This is a genomic window from Streptococcus oralis subsp. dentisani, assembly GCF_007475365.1.
GTDB classification, from domain to species: Bacteria; Bacillota; Bacilli; order Lactobacillales; family Streptococcaceae; genus Streptococcus; species Streptococcus mitis_AX.
Genome location: NZ_CP034442.1, coordinates 1,278,596 through 1,299,007, shown reverse-complemented (window position 1 = coordinate 1,299,007; position 20,412 = coordinate 1,278,596). Strand labels below are relative to the sequence as shown.

Below are 20,412 nucleotides of genomic sequence, written 5' to 3'. Positions count from 1 at the left end.
ATAAATATTCATGTAAGAGGTTGATATGAGAAAAAAAGAACGACACCAGTTGATTAAAAAGATGATCACTGAGGAAAAACTAGCTACACAAAAGGATATTCAAGATCGCCTAGAAGTTCGGAATGTCTTTGTGACGCAAACGACCTTGTCTCGCGATCTGCGCGAGATCGGCTTGATCAAGGTTAAGAAAAATGGTATGGTATATTATGTGCTAGCGAATGAAACAGAAAAGATTGATTTGGTAGAGTTTTTGTCGCATCATCTAGAAGGAATTGCGAGAGCAGAGTTTACTTTGGTACTTCATACCAAGCTGGGAGAAGCGGCTGTTTTAGCAAATATTGTTGATGAAAATAAGGACGAGGCTATTTTAGGGACGGTTGCTGGTGCCAATACCTTACTGGTTATTTGTCGAGACCAGTATGTTGCCAAGCTCATGGAAGAGCGTTTGCTAGATTTGATGAAGGATGAATAGGGTTTTGGGACTTGTTCCCAAGCCTTATTTTTGACAAGGAGAGAGCCAATATGACGACAGAAAAACTATCACCTGGTATGCAGCAGTATGTGGATATTAAAAAGCAATATCCAGATGCTTTTTTGCTCTTTCGGATGGGTGATTTTTATGAGCTGTTTTACGAAGATGCGATCAATGCGGCACAGATTTTAGAGATTTCACTGACCAGTCGTAATAAAAATGCAGAAAATCCGATACCCATGGCGGGCGTCCCCTATCATTCTGCCCAGCAGTATATTGATGTTTTGATTGAGCAGGGCTATAAGGTGGCCATTGCCGAGCAGATGGAAGATCCCAAACAAGCAGTTGGGGTTGTTAAGCGAGAGGTGGTTCAGGTCATCACACCAGGTACAGTCGTTGATAGCAGTAAGCCGGATAGTCAGAACAATTTCTTGGTTGCCATAGATCGTGATGGCAATCAATTTGGCCTGGCTTATATGGACCTGGTGACGGGTGATTTTTATGTGACGGGTCTATTGGACTTTACCCTCGTTTGTGGGGAAATTCGCAATCTCAAGGCTCGTGAAGTGGTGCTGGGTTATGACTTGTCTGAGGAAGAAGAACAAATCCTCAGTCGTCAGATGAATCTGGTACTTTCCTACGAGAAAGAAGGCTTTGAGGACATTCATTTACTGGATTCACGTTTAGCAGCTGTGGAGCAAGCGGCAGCTAGTAAGCTGCTTCAGTATGTCCACCGTACCCAGATGCGGGAATTGAATCATCTTAAACCGGTAATTCGTTATGAAATCAAAGATTTCTTGCAGATGGATTATGCGACCAAGGCCAGTCTGGATCTGGTAGAGAATGCTCGTTCAGGCAAGAAGCAGGGGAGTCTTTTCTGGCTTTTGGATGAAACCAAAACGGCTATGGGTATGCGGCTCTTACGCTCTTGGATCCATCGTCCCTTGATTGATAAGGAACGAATCATCCAACGTCAAGAGGTGGTGCAGGTCTTTCTTGACCACTTCTTTGAGCGTAGTGATTTGACGGACAGTCTCAAAGGTGTTTATGACATCGAACGCTTGGCTAGTCGAGTTTCCTTTGGTAAGACCAATCCCAAGGATCTCTTGCAGTTGGCGACCACCTTATCCAGTGTGCCACGGATTCGTGCGATTTTAGAAGGCATGGAGCAGCCTGCTCTAGCCTACCTCATCGCACAGTTGGATGCCATCCCTGAGTTGGAGAGTTTGATTAGTACTGCCATTGCTCCTGAAGCCCCTCACGTTATTACGGAAGGTGGCATTATCCGTACGGGATTTGATGAGACCTTAGACAAGTACCGTCGTGTGCTCAGAGAAGGGACTAGCTGGATTGCTGAGATTGAGGCTAAGGAGCGAGAAAACTCTGGCATCAGCACGCTTAAGATTGACTACAATAAAAAGGATGGCTATTATTTCCATGTGACCAATTCACAACTGGGAAATGTTCCTGCCCACTTTTTCCGCAAGGCGACGTTGAAAAACTCCGAACGTTTTGGAACTGAGGAGTTGGCGCGTATTGAGGGAGATATGTTGGAGGCGCGTGAGAAGTCAGCCAACCTAGAATACGAAATCTTTATGCGTATTCGTGAAGAAGTCAGCAAGTACATTCAGCGTTTGCAGGCTCTAGCCCAAGGAATTGCGACAGTTGATGTCTTGCAAAGTCTAGCAGTTGTAGCTGAAACCCAGCATTTGATTCGACCTGAGTTTGGGGATGATTCACAAATCGATATCCAGAAAGGGCGCCATGCTGTCGTTGAAAAGGTCATGGGAGCCCAGACCTATATTCCTAATACGATTCAGATGACAGAAGACATCAGTATTCAATTGATTACAGGGCCCAACATGAGCGGGAAGTCTACCTACATGCGTCAGCTAGCCATGACGGCGGTTATGGCCCAGCTAGGTTCTTATGTGCCGGCAGAGAGCGCCCATTTGCCTATCTTCGATGCCATCTTTACCCGTATCGGAGCAGCAGATGACTTGGTTTCAGGTCAATCAACCTTTATGGTGGAGATGATGGAGGCCAATAATGCCATTTCGCATGCGACCAAGAACTCTCTCATTCTCTTTGATGAATTGGGACGTGGGACTGCAACTTATGACGGGATGGCTCTTGCCCAGTCCATCATCGAATACATTCATGAACATATCGGAGCCAAAACTCTCTTTGCCACTCACTATCATGAGTTGACTAGTCTGGAGTCCAGCCTGGAACACTTGGTCAATGTCCATGTGGCAACCTTGGAGCAGGATGGGCAGGTAACCTTCCTTCACAAGATCGAACCAGGGCCAGCTGACAAATCCTACGGTATCCACGTTGCCAAGATCGCTGGTTTACCAGCAGAACTTTTAGCAAGGGCGGATAAGATATTAACTCAACTGGAGAGTCAAGGGACGGAAAGCCCTGCTCCCATGAGACAAACGAGTGCTGTTACTGAACAGATGTCACTCTTTGATGCGCCTGAAGAACATCCTATCCTAGCAGAATTAGCTAAACTGGATGTGTACAACATGACACCTATGCAGGCTATGAATGTCTTAGTTGAGTTCAAACAAAAGTTATAAAAAGAGCCCACTCACATTTTTGTGAGTGGTTTTTTCTCTATTACTTTTTATGGGCCAAAAGTTGATTGATGTGGTCTACTTTTTTAGCTTCTCTTTTATAGAGAATAGCCCAGATGATGAGGTAGACAATCGCAAACTCTGGAATGAGCTGGAGATAGAAGGTCCAGTGGAAGGGAAACCAACCAGCCAGAGTTGCCAGTGGGATAAAGCCAGCCAGCATGAGGAAAAAATGGGAAAGTGTTGCACGAAGCATGCTCCAGTCACGGCTGAATAATTGCTTGCCAAAGTTGAAGAGAATACCGATAGCTGCCCAGATAAGTGTGCAGTAGAGCAAGACGAGGGCACCGTGAACCTGATGTTGAAGCATCACTTGGCCGATTAGAGAATCGGAACTCAGTGGCGCATAGGTATTTGGGGCGTACATGAGTGAAAAGATGATAGAGAGGATGAGGCCGATAAGAACACCAGCGGCTGCATCGTGAAAGATTTGTTTTTTCATAGTTCTAATTTCTCCTTGATGGTTTTTAGGTAACGGCGTGAAGAGTAGGTGAAGCTTTCATTTTTTAGAAAGATTTCTACCAGACCGTTGGGGGTTAGCTTGAGATGAGAGATCGAGTCGATATTGATGATTTCCGATTGGGAAATTTGGATAAAAGTGGTCGGCAGAATTTCAAGAACTTGATAGAGACGCAAATCAATGGTGTAGGTCTGAGATGCAGTTTCTGCTAGAACCTTCCGATTCTCGATATAGAAGCGTTGTATCTTACCAATCTTAACTAGATAGACCTGATCTTCAATCTTTCCTTTGATTGTTTCTTTTTGGTCAAGATTTTCTGCGAACTCGATGACTTTCTGGACTTTTTCGGTTGGCTGAGGTGCTTGGACAATCAGCTTTTCTTCCTCGTAAGTTTCATTAATCTGTAGTTCTACTTTCATAAATTTCCCTCCCTTTTTCAGTTATACAAGCTTGTGATCACTTCCTGTACACTTTTATTAAACACTATTTTATTTTCAAAAACAAGAGCTTTTGCCTATGTGGAGGGATTTGGAGTCTATGTGGTATTTGCTTTTTCTGGTAGCATCTGAAATATGGTATAATAGCACTAATCAATTTCTAGGAAAATAGATACAGAAAGGGGCTGAAAGATGTCTCATATTATTGAATTACCAGAGGTGCTGGCAAACCAGATCGCGGCAGGAGAGGTCATTGAACGTCCTGCCAGTGTGGTCAAAGAGTTGGTAGAAAATGCCATTGACGCGGGTTCTAGCCAGATTATCATCGAGATTGAGGAAGCTGGTCTCAAGAAAATCCAAATCACCGATAATGGTCATGGAATTGCCCACGATGAGGTGGAATTGGCCCTGCGACGTCATGCTACCAGTAAGATAAAAAATCAGGCAGATCTCTTTCGGATTCGGACGCTTGGTTTTCGTGGTGAAGCCCTGCCTTCTATCGCTTCTGTTAGTGTCTTGACTCTGTTGACGGCGGTGGATGGTGCGAGTCATGGGACCAAGCTCGTTGCGCGTGGGGGTGAAGTTGAGGAAGTCATCCCAGCGACTAGTCCTGTGGGGACCAAAGTTTGTGTGGAGGATCTCTTTTTCAACACGCCAGCCCGTCTCAAGTATATGAAGAGCCAGCAAGCGGAGCTGTCCCATATCATTGATATTGTCAACCGTCTGGGCTTGGCCCATCCCGAGATTTCTTTTAGTTTAATCAGTGATGGCAAGGAAATGACACGAACAGCTGGAACTGGTCAACTGCGACAAGCCATCGCAGGAATTTATGGTTTGGCGAGTGCTAAGAAGATGATTGCCATTGAGAACTCTGACCTAGATTTCGAAATTTCAGGATTTGTGTCATTGCCTGAGTTGACTCGGGCCAACCGCAACTATATCAGTCTCTTCATCAATGGCCGTTATATCAAGAACTTCCTGCTCAATCGTGCCATTTTAGATGGTTATGGAAGCAAACTTATGGTGGGGCGTTTTCCACTGGCAGTCATTCACATCCATATCGACCCTTATCTGGCTGATGTCAATGTTCATCCAACCAAACAAGAAGTGCGGATTTCTAAGGAAAGAGAACTAATGGCGCTGGTTTCAGAAGCTATTTCTAACAGTCTCAAAGAGCAAGCCTTGATCCCTGATGCTTTGGAAAACCTTGCCAAATCTACTGTGCGTAATCGTCAAAAGGTGGAGCAGACCATTCTCCCACTCAAAGAAAATATGCTCTATTACGAAAAAACAGAACTCTCAAGACCCAATCAAGTTGAGGTGGCTGATCATCAGGTCGTGTTAACTGAGGAGGGTAGGGACCTAACCTTGTTTGCCAAGGAAACCTTGGACCAGCTGACTAGACCAGCAAAACTGCATTTTGCAGAGAGAAAGCCTACTAACTACGACCAACTAGACCATCCAGAGTTAGATCTTGCTAGTCTCGATAAGGCCTATGATAAGCTGGAGCGAGAAGAATCATCCAGCTTCCCAGAGTTGGAGTTTTTCGGGCAAATGCACGGGACCTATCTTTTTGCCCAAGGGCGAGATGGGCTCTACATCATAGACCAGCACGCGGCTCAGGAACGGGTTAAGTACGAGGAATATCGTGAAAGCATCGGCAATGTTGACCAGAGCCAGCAGCAACTCCTAGTGCCCTACATCTTTGAATTTCCAGCGGATGATGCCCTTCGTCTCAAGGATAGAATGCCTCTCTTAGAGGAAGTGGGCGTCTTTCTAGCAGAGTACGGAGAAAATCAATTTATCCTGCGTGAACATCCTATTTGGATGGCAGAGGAGGAGATTGAGTCAGGCATCTATGAAATGTGTGACATGCTACTCTTGACCAAGGAAGTTTCTATCAAAAAATACCGAGCAGAGCTGGCTATCATGATGTCCTGCAAACGGTCTATCAAGGCCAACCATCGCATCGATGACCACTCAGCCAGACAACTCCTTTATCAGCTTTCTCAATGTGACAATCCCTATAACTGTCCTCATGGACGTCCCGTTTTGGTGCATTTTACCAAGTCAGATATGGAAAAAATGTTCCGACGTATTCAGGAAAATCATACTAGTCTCCGTGAGTTAGGGAAATATTAAGAACACAAAAAGCCTTTGTTCCTTTTGAACCAGGCTTTTTAGTTTTTCTAAGGTGGTACTTTGATTGGACATGGCAACTTGCCATGAGGTTTACACTTGCTTGACAAGACCAGTCTTATAAAAAGTACTGAGAAATATGAATCAGTTGACTCAAGATTTTGTAGTGTCGTCTTTGTCTGAAGGATTCTCAAGATCAATCGCTTTATCAAGATAACGCTGTTTGGTTTTGAGAGTCTTGTTGATAGCAATCGCTGAAGCAATCAAGAGAACGAAGGTCAGCCAAATCCAGGCGGTGAATTCGGCTGGGAAACTAGAACCAGCTAAAAAGAGATAGATAGCCAGAGCCAATACGAAAATATAAATCACTTGCCAGATACCAAAGGATTTAACCTCTTTATAGTATTTGTCCTTGTCTTCCTCCAAGGTCACTGCTGTGGAACCTTTTTCAGGGTTTTCATCCAGTAGTAGATAGTCAGTTGTTACTTGGAAAATCTTGCTTAATTCAATGATTTTTTCGATCTCAGGAAGAACTTGACCAGACTCCCATTTTGAGATGCTTTGCCGAGAAACATTGATTTGTTCTGATAGCTTTTCCTGGGACCAACCTTTTTCCTTTCTGAGCTCAAATAGTTTTTCTGCGAGTTTCATCATTCTATCCTCCTTTTTCTACCTCTATCCTAACAATTTTTACTTATAATGAGAATACAATCTCCTGTACTATTTGTCAACCAGAGGTTGCACCTTTTGTTGCCATCTGTCTTAAGGAAATATGATATACTAGATAGGCAAAATAATGGAGAAAAAACTATGTACGAATATTTAAAAGGAATCATTACTAAAATCACTGCTAAATACATTGTTCTAGAGGTAAATGGTATCGGTTATATCTTGCATGTAGCTAATCCCTATGCTTACTCAGGTCAGGTTAATCAAGAAACTCAGATTTATGTGCACCAAGTTGTCCGTGAGGATGCCCATCTGCTTTACGGCTTTCGCTCAGAAGATGAGAAGAAGCTCTTTCTTAGTCTGATCTCGGTTTCTGGGATTGGACCTGTGTCAGCTCTTGCCATTATCGCTGCCGATGACAATGCTGGCTTGGTTCAGGCGATCGAGACTAAGAACATCACCTACTTGACTAAGTTCCCTAAAATTGGCAAGAAAACAGCCCAGCAGATGGTGCTAGACTTGGAAGGCAAGGTAGTTGTGGCTAGCGATGACCTTCCTGCCAAGGTCGCAGTGCAAGCCAGTGCTGAAAACCAAGAACTGGAAGAAGCTATGGAAGCCATGTTGGCACTGGGCTACAAGGCAACCGAGCTTAAGAAAATCAAGAAATTCTTTGAAGGAACGACGGATACAGCTGAGAACTATATCAAGTCAGCCCTTAAGATGTTGGTAAAATAGGAGATTTTTATGACAAAACGCTGTGGTTGGGTTAAAATGAACAACCCATTATATGTAGCCTACCATGATGAAGAGTGGGGCCAACCCCTTCATGATGACCGTGCTCTTTTTGAGTTGCTTTGTTTGGAAACTTACCAGTCGGGTCTATCTTGGGAAACGGTGCTAAACAAACGCCAAGGATTCCGAGAAGCATTTCATGGCTATCAAATTCAGGCGGTCGCGGAAATGACAGATGGGGAGTTGGAAGCCTTGTTAGAGAATCCAGCCATTATCCGAAATCGCGCCAAGATTTTTGCGACGCGTGCCAACGCCCAAGCATTTTTACAAATCCAGAAAACCTTTGGCTCTTTTGACGCTTATCTCTGGTCCTTTGTTGAGGGAAAAACCATCATCAATGATGTTCCTGACTATCACCTAGCGCCTGCTAAAACAGCCTTGTCTGAAAAGTTATCTCAAGATCTCAAAAAACGTGGTTTCAAATTCACAGGTCCAGTCGCAGTTTTAGCTTTTCTACAGGCGGCAGGTCTGATAGATGATCATGAGAATGATTGTGAGTGGAAAAGCGGAAGTTAGTGAGTCCAAGCGTCTAACTATCTGAGAATATAGAAAAAGCTGAGAAATTCCTCTCAGCTTTTTGATTATATGCTAGTAATTTTTATAGTGCAGTGAGAAATGTCAGTCCACCTAAGACAACGCCAGCTGAGTTTGGAATAATTAGTATCCAATCCTTCTTAGGTTCTTTTGTCCACCCGTAAATAACCCAAATTAAACAAGATACTGCTGCGGATAAAGGCTGGAATGGTTGAGCTTTGTTGCCTTGTAAATTGGCAAAAATTTGTGGGATGTAGGCGATAAATACAATAATCCCGATAAAGGCTCCAATTGAACCGACAATTTGATTTATTTTTTGTTTAGTCATATATACCTCCTTCAAAAAGATATCATAGAAATAAGCAAAATGCAATAAATTTAGACACAAATTGTAACGAAAATCAATACCAAAGCACAAAAATAGAGAAATTGTTTATTTTTTGTTATGGTCAAAGCGAATGACTTGCTCCTGTGCATCCACATAAGCGTGAACGCCAAAGGGCACAATGGCTCTTGGAGTTGCGTGGCCGACATTCAGATTATAGACAATCGGGATATTGCTGTCAATGATGTCCAGTATTGCTTCCTTATAGTCGTCATAAAAGGTTTCATCCATTGGCTTTCCGACCAAGAGCCCACTGATAACCTCAAATATTCCAGTTTTTTTCAAAGTTAGCAACATATTTTTGAAGTCATCAGGCTCAGGCTTTTCTTCGCTTGTTTCTAACAAGAGAATCTTTCCTTCCCAGTCGGATAAGTCAGGGAAGAGTTTGTACTTTTGGCAGAGCTCCGTGCTGTCTGCGTATCGAGAGTTGTCAAAGATATCGTAGAGAGATTCAAGACAACCGCCGAGAATTTCTCCCTTAAACTGAGCATTTCCTTGTAATAAGTCAAAACCTGTATTTACATGACTGATACGAGCTGTTCCCAGAGCCTTGGGACTAAAATCAGTCCGCTCCTCATACCAAACGTCGCTAGGGCGGATTTCTGAGATTTTTCCAGTCTCAATCAATTCTTTAAAGTAGTGAAGGCTATAGGGCAACATCTCCTTGTCCAATTCACAAATGTCTGCTAGAAAGGATTGACCATAAAAAGTCTTGATCCCTAGTTTATGCAACATAAGGTGGTTCATGGTTGTATCTGAGAAGCCAAGAAAAATCTTTTGTTTGATAACCTTCTGTAGTTGGTTATTTTCAAAAAAGTAGGGCAATAAACGATAGGTATCGTCCCCACCGATGGCGCATAGGATCATGTCGATGCTATCATCCGAAAAGGCCTGCATCAAATCCTCTGCACGCGCCTCAGGATGGTCCTTGATAAAGTCTAAACCCTTTAGCGAATGTTGCAAAAAGACAGGATTGAGTCCCAAATCCTTGAGACGTTGGATACCCAAGTCGACTTCGTGTTTGACAAAATCCTCTCCGATAACACCGCTAGACAAACTAACAATACCAATAGTAGAAACCATATCTCATCCTCCTAGAAATAGATTGAGCCTATTTTATCAAAAAAGATAGGAGAAAGCTATGGCGAATGTCAGAAGAATGCTTTTAAATCAAGAAAGTAATAAATAAGCAACCGCCTGAACAGTTGCTTATTTATTATCTTAGTAACGTGATGGGCCCGCGCTTGCACTTCGGATATTGAAACGTTTCTTGAGATAGAAGCGAAGAGCGAGAAGGGCAGCTCCCAGGATAGCCAAAGGCAATGGAGCAAGGATTGGATTGAGGTTGGCTGGTAGGAAGCTTGTTGCAAAGAAGACAACCAACCAAAGGACCATAGAGGCCAGGATGACGAGGATTGACTTCCAGAATGGAGGACGTTGGCTACGGTCTGTGTCTGGTCCATAGTACTGGTAGACAAAGTAGTACATCAAGTAGAAGGCAAGTCCTCCTACAAGTCCAACCAACAAGAGGGTAATCAACCCATAGCCAATAGCCTGATCTGTAGAGAAGAAGGTAGTTAGAGCGCTAACCAATGCAAAGAGACTGGTGATAAAAAGGGCTGAGTCCATAATCATGAGTTTTGGATCGTCATTTTCCTTAGGGTGCTCTTTTTCATATTGCTCCTTGACAGTGAAGCTATGAGCCCAGTGGGTTGGAGCGCCATAGAGGGAACGAGCTGTCGTTCCTTTGGCTTGTTCTTCAAGGATTTTAGGAATAACTTCCTCAAAGACAGCCTTGATTTCAGCGTCTGTTTTGCCATCTTTGAGAAATTGTTGGGTAGCGATGTGGATAAACTCTTGGTTTTTCTTGGTTAGTTTTTGTAAATCAATCTGAGACATAGGGATTCCTCTTAGAACCATTTTTTATGGATGAGATAGAGAGTGAGCGAAACACTCATAGCAAAGGCGATAAAGACGATTAACCAGAAGGCGTGCGGCTCACCGTTCAGAGGGATTTCATTATCCTTGAAGTTCATGCCGTAGGCTGAGAAAATCATGGTTGGGACAGACATGACGATGGTCACGAGAGCCAGAGTTTTCATGATGTTGTTCTGGTTGTTGGAAATGATAGAGGCAAATGTCTCTGTCATAGAGTGAAGGACATTTCCATAGATATCTGCCATCTCGATGGCCTGTTGGGTTTCAATCAGGGTGTCTTCGAGTAGGTCTTGGTCCTCTAGGTATTTCTTGATATTGCTAGTTGCGCTGGTTAATTTCTTAATCACGCGCTCGTTCGTCTTAAGTGAGGCCTTGAAATAGACGATGGTCTTTTCCAATTCCATGAGCTCGATCAGCTCCTCGTTTCGAGTAGACTTGTGAAGTTGACTTTCGATTTGTTCACTCTTACGGTCGATTGAACGAAGGGCCGTAAGGTAAAGCTCTGCGTTGCGGTAGAGAATCTGGAAGATAAAGCGTGAACGCATGAAGGTGTAAAAGTTGCGCAGTCTACGGTTGATAAAGACATCGAGAACGGGGAGGGCTTCCAAGCAGGTGGTGATAATGGTTTCCTCGGTGATGATAATTCCCAGCGGAATCGTTACGTAGTAGGTGCGGTTGTTTCTTTCCTCTGTGATGGGAACGTCTACGATGATCAAAGTATACTCATCTTCGATGGTAATACGGGACATTTCTTCCGCATCAAGTGGTGCTCGGAGGTCGGTGATGTCGATATCGAAGGCGTTGGCGATTTCCAATGATTCATTTTGTGTAGGATTGACGAGGTTGATCCAAGTACCCGGTTCAAGCGTGTCGATCTCTTTAAATTCAGTTGTTGTTGAGAGAAAAACTTGTTTCATATCCCCTATCCTTTCCTACTATTTCAGTGATTCATTTTTTGCACCGTACTATTATACTATAAAAACAGCTTTTTGGGTAATAGAATTTCACATTTTTTGGTATAATGGAAAGCAATAATGGACTAGAAAGAACAAAGATGCAAGATAAAATTGTGATTCATGGGGCGCGTGCCCATAACTTAAAAAATATTGATGTGGAGATTCCACGAGACAAGCTGGTCGTCGTGACTGGTTTGTCAGGTTCTGGGAAATCCAGTCTGGCCTTTGATACCCTCTATGCGGAGGGCCAACGTCGCTATGTAGAGAGTCTATCAGCCTATGCTCGCCAGTTCTTGGGCAATATGGAAAAACCAGATGTAGATGCCATTGATGGCCTCAGCCCTGCTATTTCCATCGACCAGAAAACCACTAGCAAAAACCCTCGCTCGACGGTGGGAACGACGACTGAAATCAATGATTATCTGCGTCTCCTCTACGCACGTGTGGGGACGCCTTACTGTATTAACGGGCACGGGGCTATCAAGGCTTCTTCTGTGGAGCAAATCGTGGATAAGATCTTGGAATTGCCAGAACGCCAACGTCTGCAAATCTTAGCTCCAGTTATCCGAAAGAAAAAAGGGCAACATAAGAGCGTCATTGAGAAGGTTCAGAAAGATGGTTATGTCCGCGTCCGTGTGGATGGGGAGGTCTATGATGTGACCGAAGTTCCAGAGCTGTCTAAGAGCAAGCAACACAATATCGATGTTGTGGTCGACCGTATTGTCATCAAAGAGGGCATTCGTAGCCGTCTCTTTGATTCCATTGAGGCTGCCCTTCGTATCGCAGAAGGCTATGTGATTATCGACACTATGGATGATTCTGAGTTGCTATTCTCTGAGCACTATGCCTGTCCAGTTTGTGGCTTTACTGTTCCAGAGTTAGAGCCACGTCTCTTCTCCTTCAATGCGCCTTTTGGCTCTTGTAGTGAGTGCGATGGTTTGGGCATAAAGCTAGAGGTGGATGTTGACTTGGTGGTTCCTGATACCAGCAAAACTTTGCGTGAAGGAGCGCTGACGCCTTGGAATCCTATCTCATCTAACTACTATCCAAACATGCTAGAGCAGGCCATGACAGCCTTTGGAGTCGATATGGATAAGCCCTTTGAGGACTTGTCAGAAGAAGATAAAAACTTGATTCTTTACGGCTCGGATGGCAAGGAATTTCATTTCCACTATGAAAATGAATTTGGTGGTGTGCGCGATATTGACATTCCTTTTGAAGGAGTGATTGGCAATATCAAGCGTCGTTACCATGAAACCAATAGTGACTACACGCGCACCCAGATGCGCCTCTACATGAATGAGCTAACCTGCGGAACTTGCCATGGCTACCGTCTCAATGACCAGGCCTTGTCTGTTCGTGTGGGTGGAGAGCAAGGACCCCATATCGGAGAGATATCAGACCTGTCTATCGCAGACCACTTGGACTTGGTGAGCCAGCTGACCTTGTCTGAAAACGAAGCCATCATTGCTCGTCCCATTCTCAAGGAAATAAAGGATCGTTTGACCTTCCTCAATAACGTAGGTCTTAACTATTTGACTCTGTCACGTTCGGCAGGAACCCTTTCGGGTGGGGAGAGTCAGCGAATTCGCTTGGCAACCCAGATTGGGTCCAACCTCTCAGGCGTCCTCTATATATTGGATGAGCCGTCAATCGGTCTCCACCAGAGGGATAATGACCGTCTCATTGCCAGTCTGAAAAAGATGCGTGACTTGGGCAATACTCTCATCGTGGTAGAACATGACGAAGATACCATGCGCGAGGCGGATTATCTGATTGACGTTGGTCCGGGTGCTGGTGTTTTTGGTGGGGAGATTGTTGCTGCAGGAACGCCCAAACAGGTTGCTCGCAACAGCAAGTCTATCACAGGTCAGTATTTGTCAGGGAAACGTGCCATTCCAGTGCCAGCAGAGCGCCGTTCCGGAAATGGTCGTTTTATCGAGGTGACAGGAGCGCGTGAGAACAACTTGCAAAATATCACTGCTCGCTTCCCGCTAGGGAAATTCATCGCAGTGACGGGGGTATCGGGTTCAGGGAAGTCGACCTTAATCAACAGCATCCTCAAAAAAGCCATTGCTCAAAAACTCAACCGTAACTCAGACAAACCTGGTAAGTTTAAAACGATTACGGGGATTGAGCATGTCGATCGTCTGATTGATATTGACCAGAGCCCCATTGGACGAACGCCGAGGTCTAACCCAGCTACCTATACGGGAGTTTTTGATGATATTCGTGACCTCTTTGCCCAGACAAATGAAGCCAAGATACGAGGCTACAAGAAGGGCCGTTTCAGTTTCAACGTCAAGGGTGGTCGTTGCGAAGCCTGCTCAGGTGACGGGATCATCAAGATCGAAATGCACTTCTTGCCAGATGTATACGTAGCTTGTGAAGTCTGCCACGGAACTCGTTACAACAGTGAAACCCTAGAAGTTCACTACAAGGAAAAGAACATCTCGCAGGTCTTGGACATGACCGTCAACGATGCGGTGGAATTCTTCCAACACATTCCTAAGATTCAACGCAAACTCCAGACCATCAAGGATGTAGGGCTGGGCTATGTAACGTTAGGTCAACCGGCTACCACCCTTTCTGGAGGAGAAGCTCAGCGTATGAAGTTGGCTAGTGAGCTCCACAAACGCTCGACAGGAAAATCTTTCTACATTCTGGATGAGCCGACGACAGGGCTTCATACCGAGGACATCGCTCGCTTGCTTAAAGTCTTGGCTCGCTTTGTTGACGATGGCAATACCGTCCTCGTCATCGAGCATAATCTAGATGTTATCAAGACAGCAGACCATATTATCGACTTGGGACCTGAGGGCGGTGTCGGTGGTGGAACTATCATCGCAACAGGAACTCCAGAAGAAGTAGCGGGCAATGAAGCCAGCTACACAGGACACTATTTGAAAGGAAAGTTACATCATGAATAAACGTGTACAAGCATTTCTAGCTAAAATGCAAGAAAAAGAACTAGATGGTATCATCATCAATAACCTTAAAAACGTCTATTATTTGACCGGTTTTTGGGGCTCAAACGGAACAGTCTTCATCAGCCGTAACCGTCAGGTTTTGGTGACAGACTCTCGCTATATCATTGCGGCCAAGCAAGAAGTGACAGGTTTTGAGATTGTGGCTGACCGCGATGAGTTGGCTGTCATTGCAGGAATTGTCAAGGATATGGGCTTGTCTCGCATCGGTTTTGAGGACGAGATTTCGGTCTCTTATTACCACCGTATGCAGGCAGCTTTTACAGGGATTGATTTGCTTCCGCAGACTCAGTTTGTTGAAGGTCTTCGAATGATTAAGGATGAGAAAGAGATTGCGACTATTCGCAAGGCTTGTTCCATCTCAGACCAAGCTTTCCGCGATGCACTTGACTTTATCAAACCAGGAAAGACAGAGATTGAGATTGCCAACTTCCTTGATTTCCGCATGCGTGAGCTAGGAGCGGCCGGCTTGTCTTTTGATACCATTTTAGCGAGTGGTATCAACTCTTCCAAACCCCACGCTCATCCTATGCATAAGCCAGTAGAGCTTGGCGAAGCCATTACCATGGACTTCGGTTGTCTCTACGACCACTATGTGAGTGATATGACACGGACCATTTATCTAGGTCATGTCAGTGACGAGCAAGCAGAAATCTACAACACAGTTTTGAAAGCCAACCAAGCTCTGATTGACCAAGCCAAGGCAGGTCTAGGTTTCCGCGACTTTGACAAAATTCCTCGTGATATTATCGTAGAAGCGGGTTATGGCGACTACTTTACCCACGGTATCGGACACGGTATCGGACTGGATATCCACGAAGAACCTTACTTTAGCCAAACATCAACTGATACGATTAAGGCAGGCATGACCTTGACAGATGAGCCTGGTATCTATATCGAAGGCAAATACGGGGTTCGTATTGAAGATGATATCCTGATTACAGATAACGGATGTGAATTATTGACCCTTGCTCCGAAAGAATTGATTGTTATCTAAAAAATGAGATAAATCGTTGACTTTTATATTTTAAAGGTTTATACTGATAGACGAAAACGGTAGGTGAGACTACCATAGGGATACGGATGACTACCGCAAAGCAGTGGAGACACTACTCGTTGGTCAACAGTCCTGGTCGCGAAGGCCAAGACTAAGCTCATTTCATTGCCCTATGGAGTTAAAGCTTGAACGAAAAAACAGATAATGAGTTTTTTAATCCTGCCATTTTATGGTGGGATTTTCTACTGTTTTAGAACAAGGAAAGGAGACAGACGATGCAAATTGACGATCACCCAGAACCGCACATACACAGCCAATCGCTGATTTGTGTCGTTTTGCCCTTATAAAGTGATTGGTCTCTGTGTATGAAACACATTATTCATACAGATAGGAGAAACCAATGAAAACTACAAAAGAAAGATTAGCAGCAGCTATTCACACACCTCTAAAAGAAACTCTATCTTTTTACAAGACAAGTCTAACAGGCTTGACTGAGGAGCAGGTGGAGGAAAATCGTAACCTATATGGTGAAAACACCATCACCAAGGGTCAAGAAGACAGTATCCTCAAAAAGATTTACGAATCTATTATCAATCCATTTACAATCATCCTGCTGGTCATTGCAATGATTTCCATGGTGACCAATGTCTGGTTGGCGAAGCCTGGACAAGAGGATCCGACAACCTCTATCATCATCGTCGTTCTCGTTTTAATATCTGGTGGCATACGCTTTGTTCAAGAATTACGGAGCGATAAAGCTGCGACCAATCTTTCAAAAATGATTGTGAACACAGCTACGGTTATTCGCGAGGGCCAGAGTTTAGAGGTTGCAATTGAAGATTTGGTCGTTGGAGATATAGTCAAATTGAGTGCTGGGGATATGATTCCGGCAGACCTCATTTTAATTGAATCACGCGATTTCTTTGTTCAACAGTCTGGCTTGACAGGTGAAAGTGACTCGGTTGAAAAACTGGCCTTGTCAAAAATGAGTCAGTCAAACTTTGATAGTCTGCTAGAAGCAGAAGCGCTCGCCTTTATGGGAACCAATGTGATATCAGGAAGTGCCAAGGCTTTGGTTCTAGCGGTCGGTGATGACACCATGATGGGAGAAATCGAGCAAACCCTCAATACCTATGACGAACCGACCTCTTTTGAGCGGGAGATGAACAGTATCTCTTGGCTCTTAATCCGTTTGATGTTAGTCATGGTTCCCATCGTCTTTCTCTCCAATGGCTTGACAGATGGAGATTGGTTAGAAGCTGGCGTATTTGCTTTGAGCGTAGGAGTCGGGCTTACACCTGAGATGCTTCCCATGATTATCACGGCAAGTTTAGCAAAAGGCTCCATTATCATGGCCAAGGAAAAAGTCGTCATCAAAAAACTCAATGCCATACAAGATCTAGGTGCTATTGATATCCTATGCACGGATAAAACCGGAACCCTTACCCAAGACGAAATTGTCCTTGAATATCCTTTGGATATACATGGAGATTTGGATTTGTCTGTGTTGAGACGTGCCTATCTCAATTCCTATTTTCAAACCGGTTTGAAAAACTTGATGGACCGTGCCATTATCAGTAGAACTGAAAAAGAAGCTAAAGAACACGCTATTCTACAAAATTTGGATACTAGCTTCCAAAAAATAGATGAATTGCCCTTTGATTTTGAACGCAGACGGATGAGTGTTATCGTCAAGGATGAAAACGAAGTTGTTAGTTTGGTAACCAAGGGTGCCCTAGAGGAAATGCTTGCGATTTCAACCCATGTGGAATATCAAGGTCAGATTAGCCCTCTGACGGATGATATCCGAGTGGAAATCTTAAAAGAAGTAGACCAACTCAATCAACAGGGCTTGCGAGTCTTGGGAGTCGCCTATAAAACAGGCCTAAAAGAAGGTTTTGCTTACTCCGTTGAAGATGAAAAGGAGATGATTCTAACAGGATATCTTGCCTTTCTAGATCCACCAAAACCATCTGCAGCCCCTGCTATCCAAGCTTTGCTGGAGCATGGTGTTCAAACGAAAATCTTGACGGGGGACAATGAGAAGGTAACACAAGCGGTATGTGAAAAAGTTGGTTTAGACGTTGATCAAATCTTGCTGGGTTCTGATATTGATGCCATGACGGACGAAGAGTTGACCCAAGCAGTTGAGAAGGTGACTGTCTTTGCCAAACTCTCTCCAGATCAAAAAGCACGAATTATTTTACAAATCAAATCTAATGGACATTGTGTCGGCTATATGGGAGATGGGATCAATGATGCCCCTTCTATGAAAGTAGCAGATGTGGGGATTTCTGTTGATACAGCAGTAGATATTGCCAAAGAGACAGCTGATGTCATTTTGCTAGATAAAGATTTGATGGTGCTTGAAAAAGGTTTGGTTGAAGGACGCAAGGTCTATGCCAACATGACCAAATACATCAAGATGACGGTCAGCTCTAATTTCGGGAACATTTTCTCTCTTTTAGTGTCTGGTATCTTTTTGCCTTTCCTTCCTATGGCTCCGATTCACTTGATTGTGTTAAACCTAGTCTACGATCTTTCTTGCATTGCCTTGCCATTTGATAATGTAGATGAAGACTTTTTAAAACATCCTCATAAGTGGGAAGCCAAGTCTATTACTCGCTTTATGATTTGGATGGGTCCGATTTCTTCTGCCTTTGATATTTTGACCTTTATCTTGCTCTATTTTGTCATTGTTCCAATGGCGACAGGTCAAGCCTATGTCCACGGAGCAGAGTCGGCAACGGACTTTATCATCTTGTTCCAGACAGGTTGGTTCATTGAATCCATGTGGTCCCAAACCATGGTTATCCATATGCTTCGTTCAGCAAAGCTTCCTTTCTTACAAAGTCGTCCATCATGGTTTGTTCTTGGAACAACCTTGCTAGCAGCCAGTTTTGTGACCTTCCTTCCCTATTCTTCAATCGCTGGCCTCCTTCATTTAATCCCTTTGAAACCAATTTATTTCCTTTTTTTGCTATTGATAATCGTTCTCTATATGATCAGTGTTACAGTTGTGAAACGAATGTACATCAAAAAATTTAAAAGTTGGCTATAAATTGATTTTGTCAAGAAAAAAGTACGAAAATAGCGAAAAAAGTTAAATTTTTTTAAAAATAGGTCGCAAGTCGGATGTTTTTTATGGTATAATAGATTAAACTGATAGTAACATGTAGCGAAAGGGGTAGGCACATGATTAAGATTTATACCGTCTCCAGTTGCACAAGCTGTAAGAAAGCGAAGACTTGGCTCAACGCACACCAGTTAAGTTATAAAGAACAAAACCTTGGTAAAGAAGGGATTACGAGAGAAGAACTACTTGATATTCTGACAAAGACAGATAATGGAATTGCCAGCATTGTATCATCAAAAAACCGCTATGCGAAAGCTTTAGGAGTTGACATCGAAGATTTGAGTGTGAATGAAGTACTCAACTTAATCATGGAAACGCCACGGATCTTAAAAAGTCCTATTCTAGTTGACGAGAAGCGTTTGCAGGTCGGTTACAAAGAAGATGATATCCGTGCCTTTTTACCACGCTCTGTCCGTAATGTAGAAAATGCAGAAGCACGTTTGCGTGCAGCTCTATAAACATCGAGGCTGGGGTATCTCCTAGCCTTGTTCATTTTTTATCAAAAAATCATGTGAGGAATTATGAAAAAGATAGTAATTGGCGCAGCTACTCTCCTCCTGCTACTTGCAGGATGTAGCCAAAAGAAGGAAACGACATCCAGTTCAAAACATGAATCCGAAACACTCCAGTCTACTCTGCCCATTTTGGAAAATGCGGAAAAGAATACGGTTGTGACCAAGACTTTGATTTTCCCCGAGTCAGGAGATGGCGTCAAGCAAACGCAAACCATTACCTATAAAGGGAAACAATTTCTAAAATTGGTTATTCGGCAGATACGGCCCTTAAGTGAGGAATTGAAATCCTTTATCGCTGACCACGGTCTTGAAGAAACTCAAAAAGCTCTTTTAGAAGCAGAAGAAAAGGATGAAATGCTTCAGGAAGCGCGCAAATTGGCAGGTTTTACACTTGAAACCAAACTGCTCAGTGAGACTGAAATCCAGACCACAACGACCTATGATTTACAAGTCTTGGATGTCAAAAAGGCGTCACAGACAGATTATTTGAAAAATCTTGGCTTAGAGACTCTTTTGAAAAATGAACCAAGCCAATATATCGCAGACAGAGTGGCAAATGGTGCGACAGAACAGTAAGAAAATCCAAATAAATGGATTGACTTAATTGTAGAACGTAAGGAAATATGCTATAATAGTACTATTCTAAGGAAAGAGGGTGTTAGAATGGGATTTACTGAAGAAACTGTACGTTTTAAATTGGATGATTCCAACAAGAAGGAAATCAGTGAAACGTTGACAGATGTCTATGCTTCTCTGAATGAAAAGGGTTATAATCCGATAAATCAAATCGTCGGTTATGTATTGAGTGGAGACCCTGCCTACGTTCCTCGTTACAATAATGCACGAAATCAAATCCGTAAGTATGAGCGTGATGAAATTGTTGAAGAATTGGTACGCTATTACCTTAAAGGACAAGGAGTCGATCTATAATCTATGAGAATTATGGGATTGGACGTCGGTTCAAAAACGGTAGGCGTGGCCATTAGCGATCCACTGGGCTTCACCGCTCAGGGACTTGAAATCGTCCAGATTAATGAGGATCAGGGCCAGTTTGGTTTTGACCGTATCAAGGAATTGGTTGACAGCTATAAGGTGGAACGTTTTGTAGTAGGTCTGCCTAAAAACATGAACAATACCAGCGGTCCGCGAGTAGAAGCTAGTCAAGCCTACGGAGCAAAACTAGAGGAACTTTTTAGTTTGCCAGTAGAGTATCAAGATGAGCGCTTGACGACAGTCGCAGCTGAGCGTATGTTGATTGAGCAGGCTGACATCAGTCGCAACAAGCGAAAAAAAGTCATTGATAAATTGGCTGCTCAGCTGATTTTGCAAAATTATTTAGATAGAAAATTTTAA

At 43.6% G+C, this 20,412-nt stretch carries 19 protein-coding genes and 1 riboswitch; of the genes, 12 read left to right on the top strand and 7 right to left on the bottom strand.

Annotated elements, in window-relative coordinates:
• The first annotated feature begins 25 nt into the window (after positions 1-25).
• On the top strand, positions 26-472 hold the full coding sequence (argR, locus tag EJF26_RS06550) for an arginine repressor (RefSeq protein ID WP_001227365.1): 447 nt from the start codon (positions 26-28) through the stop codon (positions 470-472).
• Positions 473-522: 50 nt separating this feature from the next.
• On the top strand, positions 523-3,057 hold the full coding sequence (mutS, locus tag EJF26_RS06545) for a DNA mismatch repair protein MutS (protein WP_000206070.1): 2,535 nt from the start codon (positions 523-525) through the stop codon (positions 3,055-3,057).
• 40 nt (positions 3,058-3,097) lie between these two features.
• Here the strand turns inward: mutS and EJF26_RS06540 are convergent, their stop codons facing one another.
• Both EJF26_RS06540 and EJF26_RS06535 read right to left on the bottom strand, forming a co-directional pair.
• A complete protein-coding gene (locus tag EJF26_RS06540) occupies positions 3,098-3,556 on the bottom strand; it encodes a DUF3021 domain-containing protein (RefSeq protein ID WP_000743965.1) in 459 nt (152 codons plus the stop codon).
• Complete coding sequence (locus EJF26_RS06535; RefSeq protein WP_000861950.1) at positions 3,553-3,993, bottom strand: LytTR family DNA-binding domain-containing protein; 441 nt, start codon at positions 3,991-3,993, stop codon at positions 3,553-3,555. Before EJF26_RS06535 ends, EJF26_RS06540 begins: the two co-directional genes overlap by 4 nt.
• 210 nt (positions 3,994-4,203) lie before the next feature.
• Between EJF26_RS06535 and mutL the strand changes: the two genes are divergently transcribed.
• Positions 4,204-6,153, top strand: coding sequence for a DNA mismatch repair endonuclease MutL (gene mutL, locus EJF26_RS06530; RefSeq protein WP_000018190.1), 1,950 nt, complete (start codon positions 4,204-4,206; stop codon positions 6,151-6,153).
• A 150-nt stretch (positions 6,154-6,303) separates the two neighbouring features.
• Here mutL and EJF26_RS06525 read toward each other — a convergent pair whose 3' ends face one another.
• Positions 6,304-6,801: a helix-turn-helix domain-containing protein gene (locus EJF26_RS06525; protein WP_025168986.1), complete on the bottom strand. Its 498-nt coding sequence runs from the start codon at positions 6,799-6,801 to the stop codon at positions 6,304-6,306.
• A 159-nt stretch (positions 6,802-6,960) separates the two neighbouring features.
• Between EJF26_RS06525 and ruvA the strand changes: the two genes are divergently transcribed.
• Positions 6,961-7,554, top strand: coding sequence for a Holliday junction branch migration protein RuvA (gene ruvA / locus EJF26_RS06520; protein WP_000273426.1), 594 nt, complete (start codon positions 6,961-6,963; stop codon positions 7,552-7,554).
• 9 nt (positions 7,555-7,563) lie between these two features.
• A complete protein-coding gene (locus EJF26_RS06515) occupies positions 7,564-8,127 on the top strand; it encodes a DNA-3-methyladenine glycosylase I (protein ID WP_000166571.1) in 564 nt (187 codons plus the stop codon).
• An 82-nt stretch (positions 8,128-8,209) separates the two neighbouring features.
• Here EJF26_RS06515 and EJF26_RS06510 read toward each other — a convergent pair whose 3' ends face one another.
• The 4 genes from EJF26_RS06510 to EJF26_RS06495 form a co-directional block, all read right to left on the bottom strand.
• A complete protein-coding gene (locus tag EJF26_RS06510) occupies positions 8,210-8,473 on the bottom strand; it encodes a SemiSWEET family transporter (protein WP_000166112.1) in 264 nt (87 codons plus the stop codon).
• Positions 8,474-8,578: 105 nt separating this feature from the next.
• Entirely contained in the window at positions 8,579-9,613 is a 1,035-nt protein-coding gene (locus tag EJF26_RS06505; RefSeq protein ID WP_000255131.1) for a S66 family peptidase, read from the bottom strand.
• Positions 9,614-9,751: 138 nt separating this feature from the next.
• Positions 9,752-10,429, bottom strand: coding sequence for a DUF1129 domain-containing protein (locus EJF26_RS06500; protein WP_000078007.1), 678 nt, complete (start codon positions 10,427-10,429; stop codon positions 9,752-9,754).
• 11 nt (positions 10,430-10,440) lie between these two features.
• The gene (locus EJF26_RS06495; protein WP_000815625.1) at positions 10,441-11,385 is read right to left on the bottom strand and encodes a magnesium transporter CorA family protein; all 945 of its coding nucleotides are present in this window, start codon (positions 11,383-11,385) and stop codon (positions 10,441-10,443) included.
• Between the two features lie 137 nt (positions 11,386-11,522).
• Here EJF26_RS06495 and uvrA point away from each other — a divergent pair, with 137 nt between their 5' ends.
• The 7 genes from uvrA (at position 11,523) to ruvX (ending at position 20,412) form a co-directional block, all read left to right on the top strand.
• Positions 11,523-14,354, top strand: a complete 2,832-nt coding sequence (gene uvrA / locus EJF26_RS06490) for an excinuclease ABC subunit UvrA (RefSeq protein ID WP_001152848.1) — start codon at positions 11,523-11,525, stop codon at positions 14,352-14,354.
• Entirely contained in the window at positions 14,347-15,408 is a 1,062-nt protein-coding gene (locus tag EJF26_RS06485; RefSeq protein ID WP_001042881.1) for a M24 family metallopeptidase, read from the top strand. The genes uvrA and EJF26_RS06485 overlap by 8 nt, the downstream gene beginning before the upstream one ends.
• Before the next feature lie 53 nt (positions 15,409-15,461).
• Positions 15,462-15,613, top strand: a riboswitch (M-box (ykoK) riboswitch).
• Positions 15,614-15,808: 195 nt separating this feature from the next.
• Positions 15,809-18,469: a magnesium-translocating P-type ATPase gene (gene mgtA / locus EJF26_RS06480; RefSeq protein ID WP_000858841.1), complete on the top strand. Its 2,661-nt coding sequence runs from the start codon at positions 15,809-15,811 to the stop codon at positions 18,467-18,469.
• 134 nt (positions 18,470-18,603) lie between these two features.
• Positions 18,604-19,002: a transcriptional regulator Spx gene (gene spx / locus EJF26_RS06470; RefSeq protein ID WP_000591165.1), complete on the top strand. Its 399-nt coding sequence runs from the start codon at positions 18,604-18,606 to the stop codon at positions 19,000-19,002.
• 63 nt (positions 19,003-19,065) lie between these two features.
• The gene (locus tag EJF26_RS06465; RefSeq protein WP_000724881.1) at positions 19,066-19,635 is read left to right on the top strand and encodes an SP0191 family lipoprotein; all 570 of its coding nucleotides are present in this window, start codon (positions 19,066-19,068) and stop codon (positions 19,633-19,635) included.
• Positions 19,636-19,722: 87 nt separating this feature from the next.
• Positions 19,723-19,989, top strand: coding sequence for an IreB family regulatory phosphoprotein (locus EJF26_RS06460; protein WP_000507060.1), 267 nt, complete (start codon positions 19,723-19,725; stop codon positions 19,987-19,989).
• A 3-nt stretch (positions 19,990-19,992) separates the two neighbouring features.
• Positions 19,993-20,412, top strand: coding sequence for a Holliday junction resolvase RuvX (gene ruvX, locus EJF26_RS06455; protein ID WP_004246611.1), 420 nt, complete (start codon positions 19,993-19,995; stop codon positions 20,410-20,412).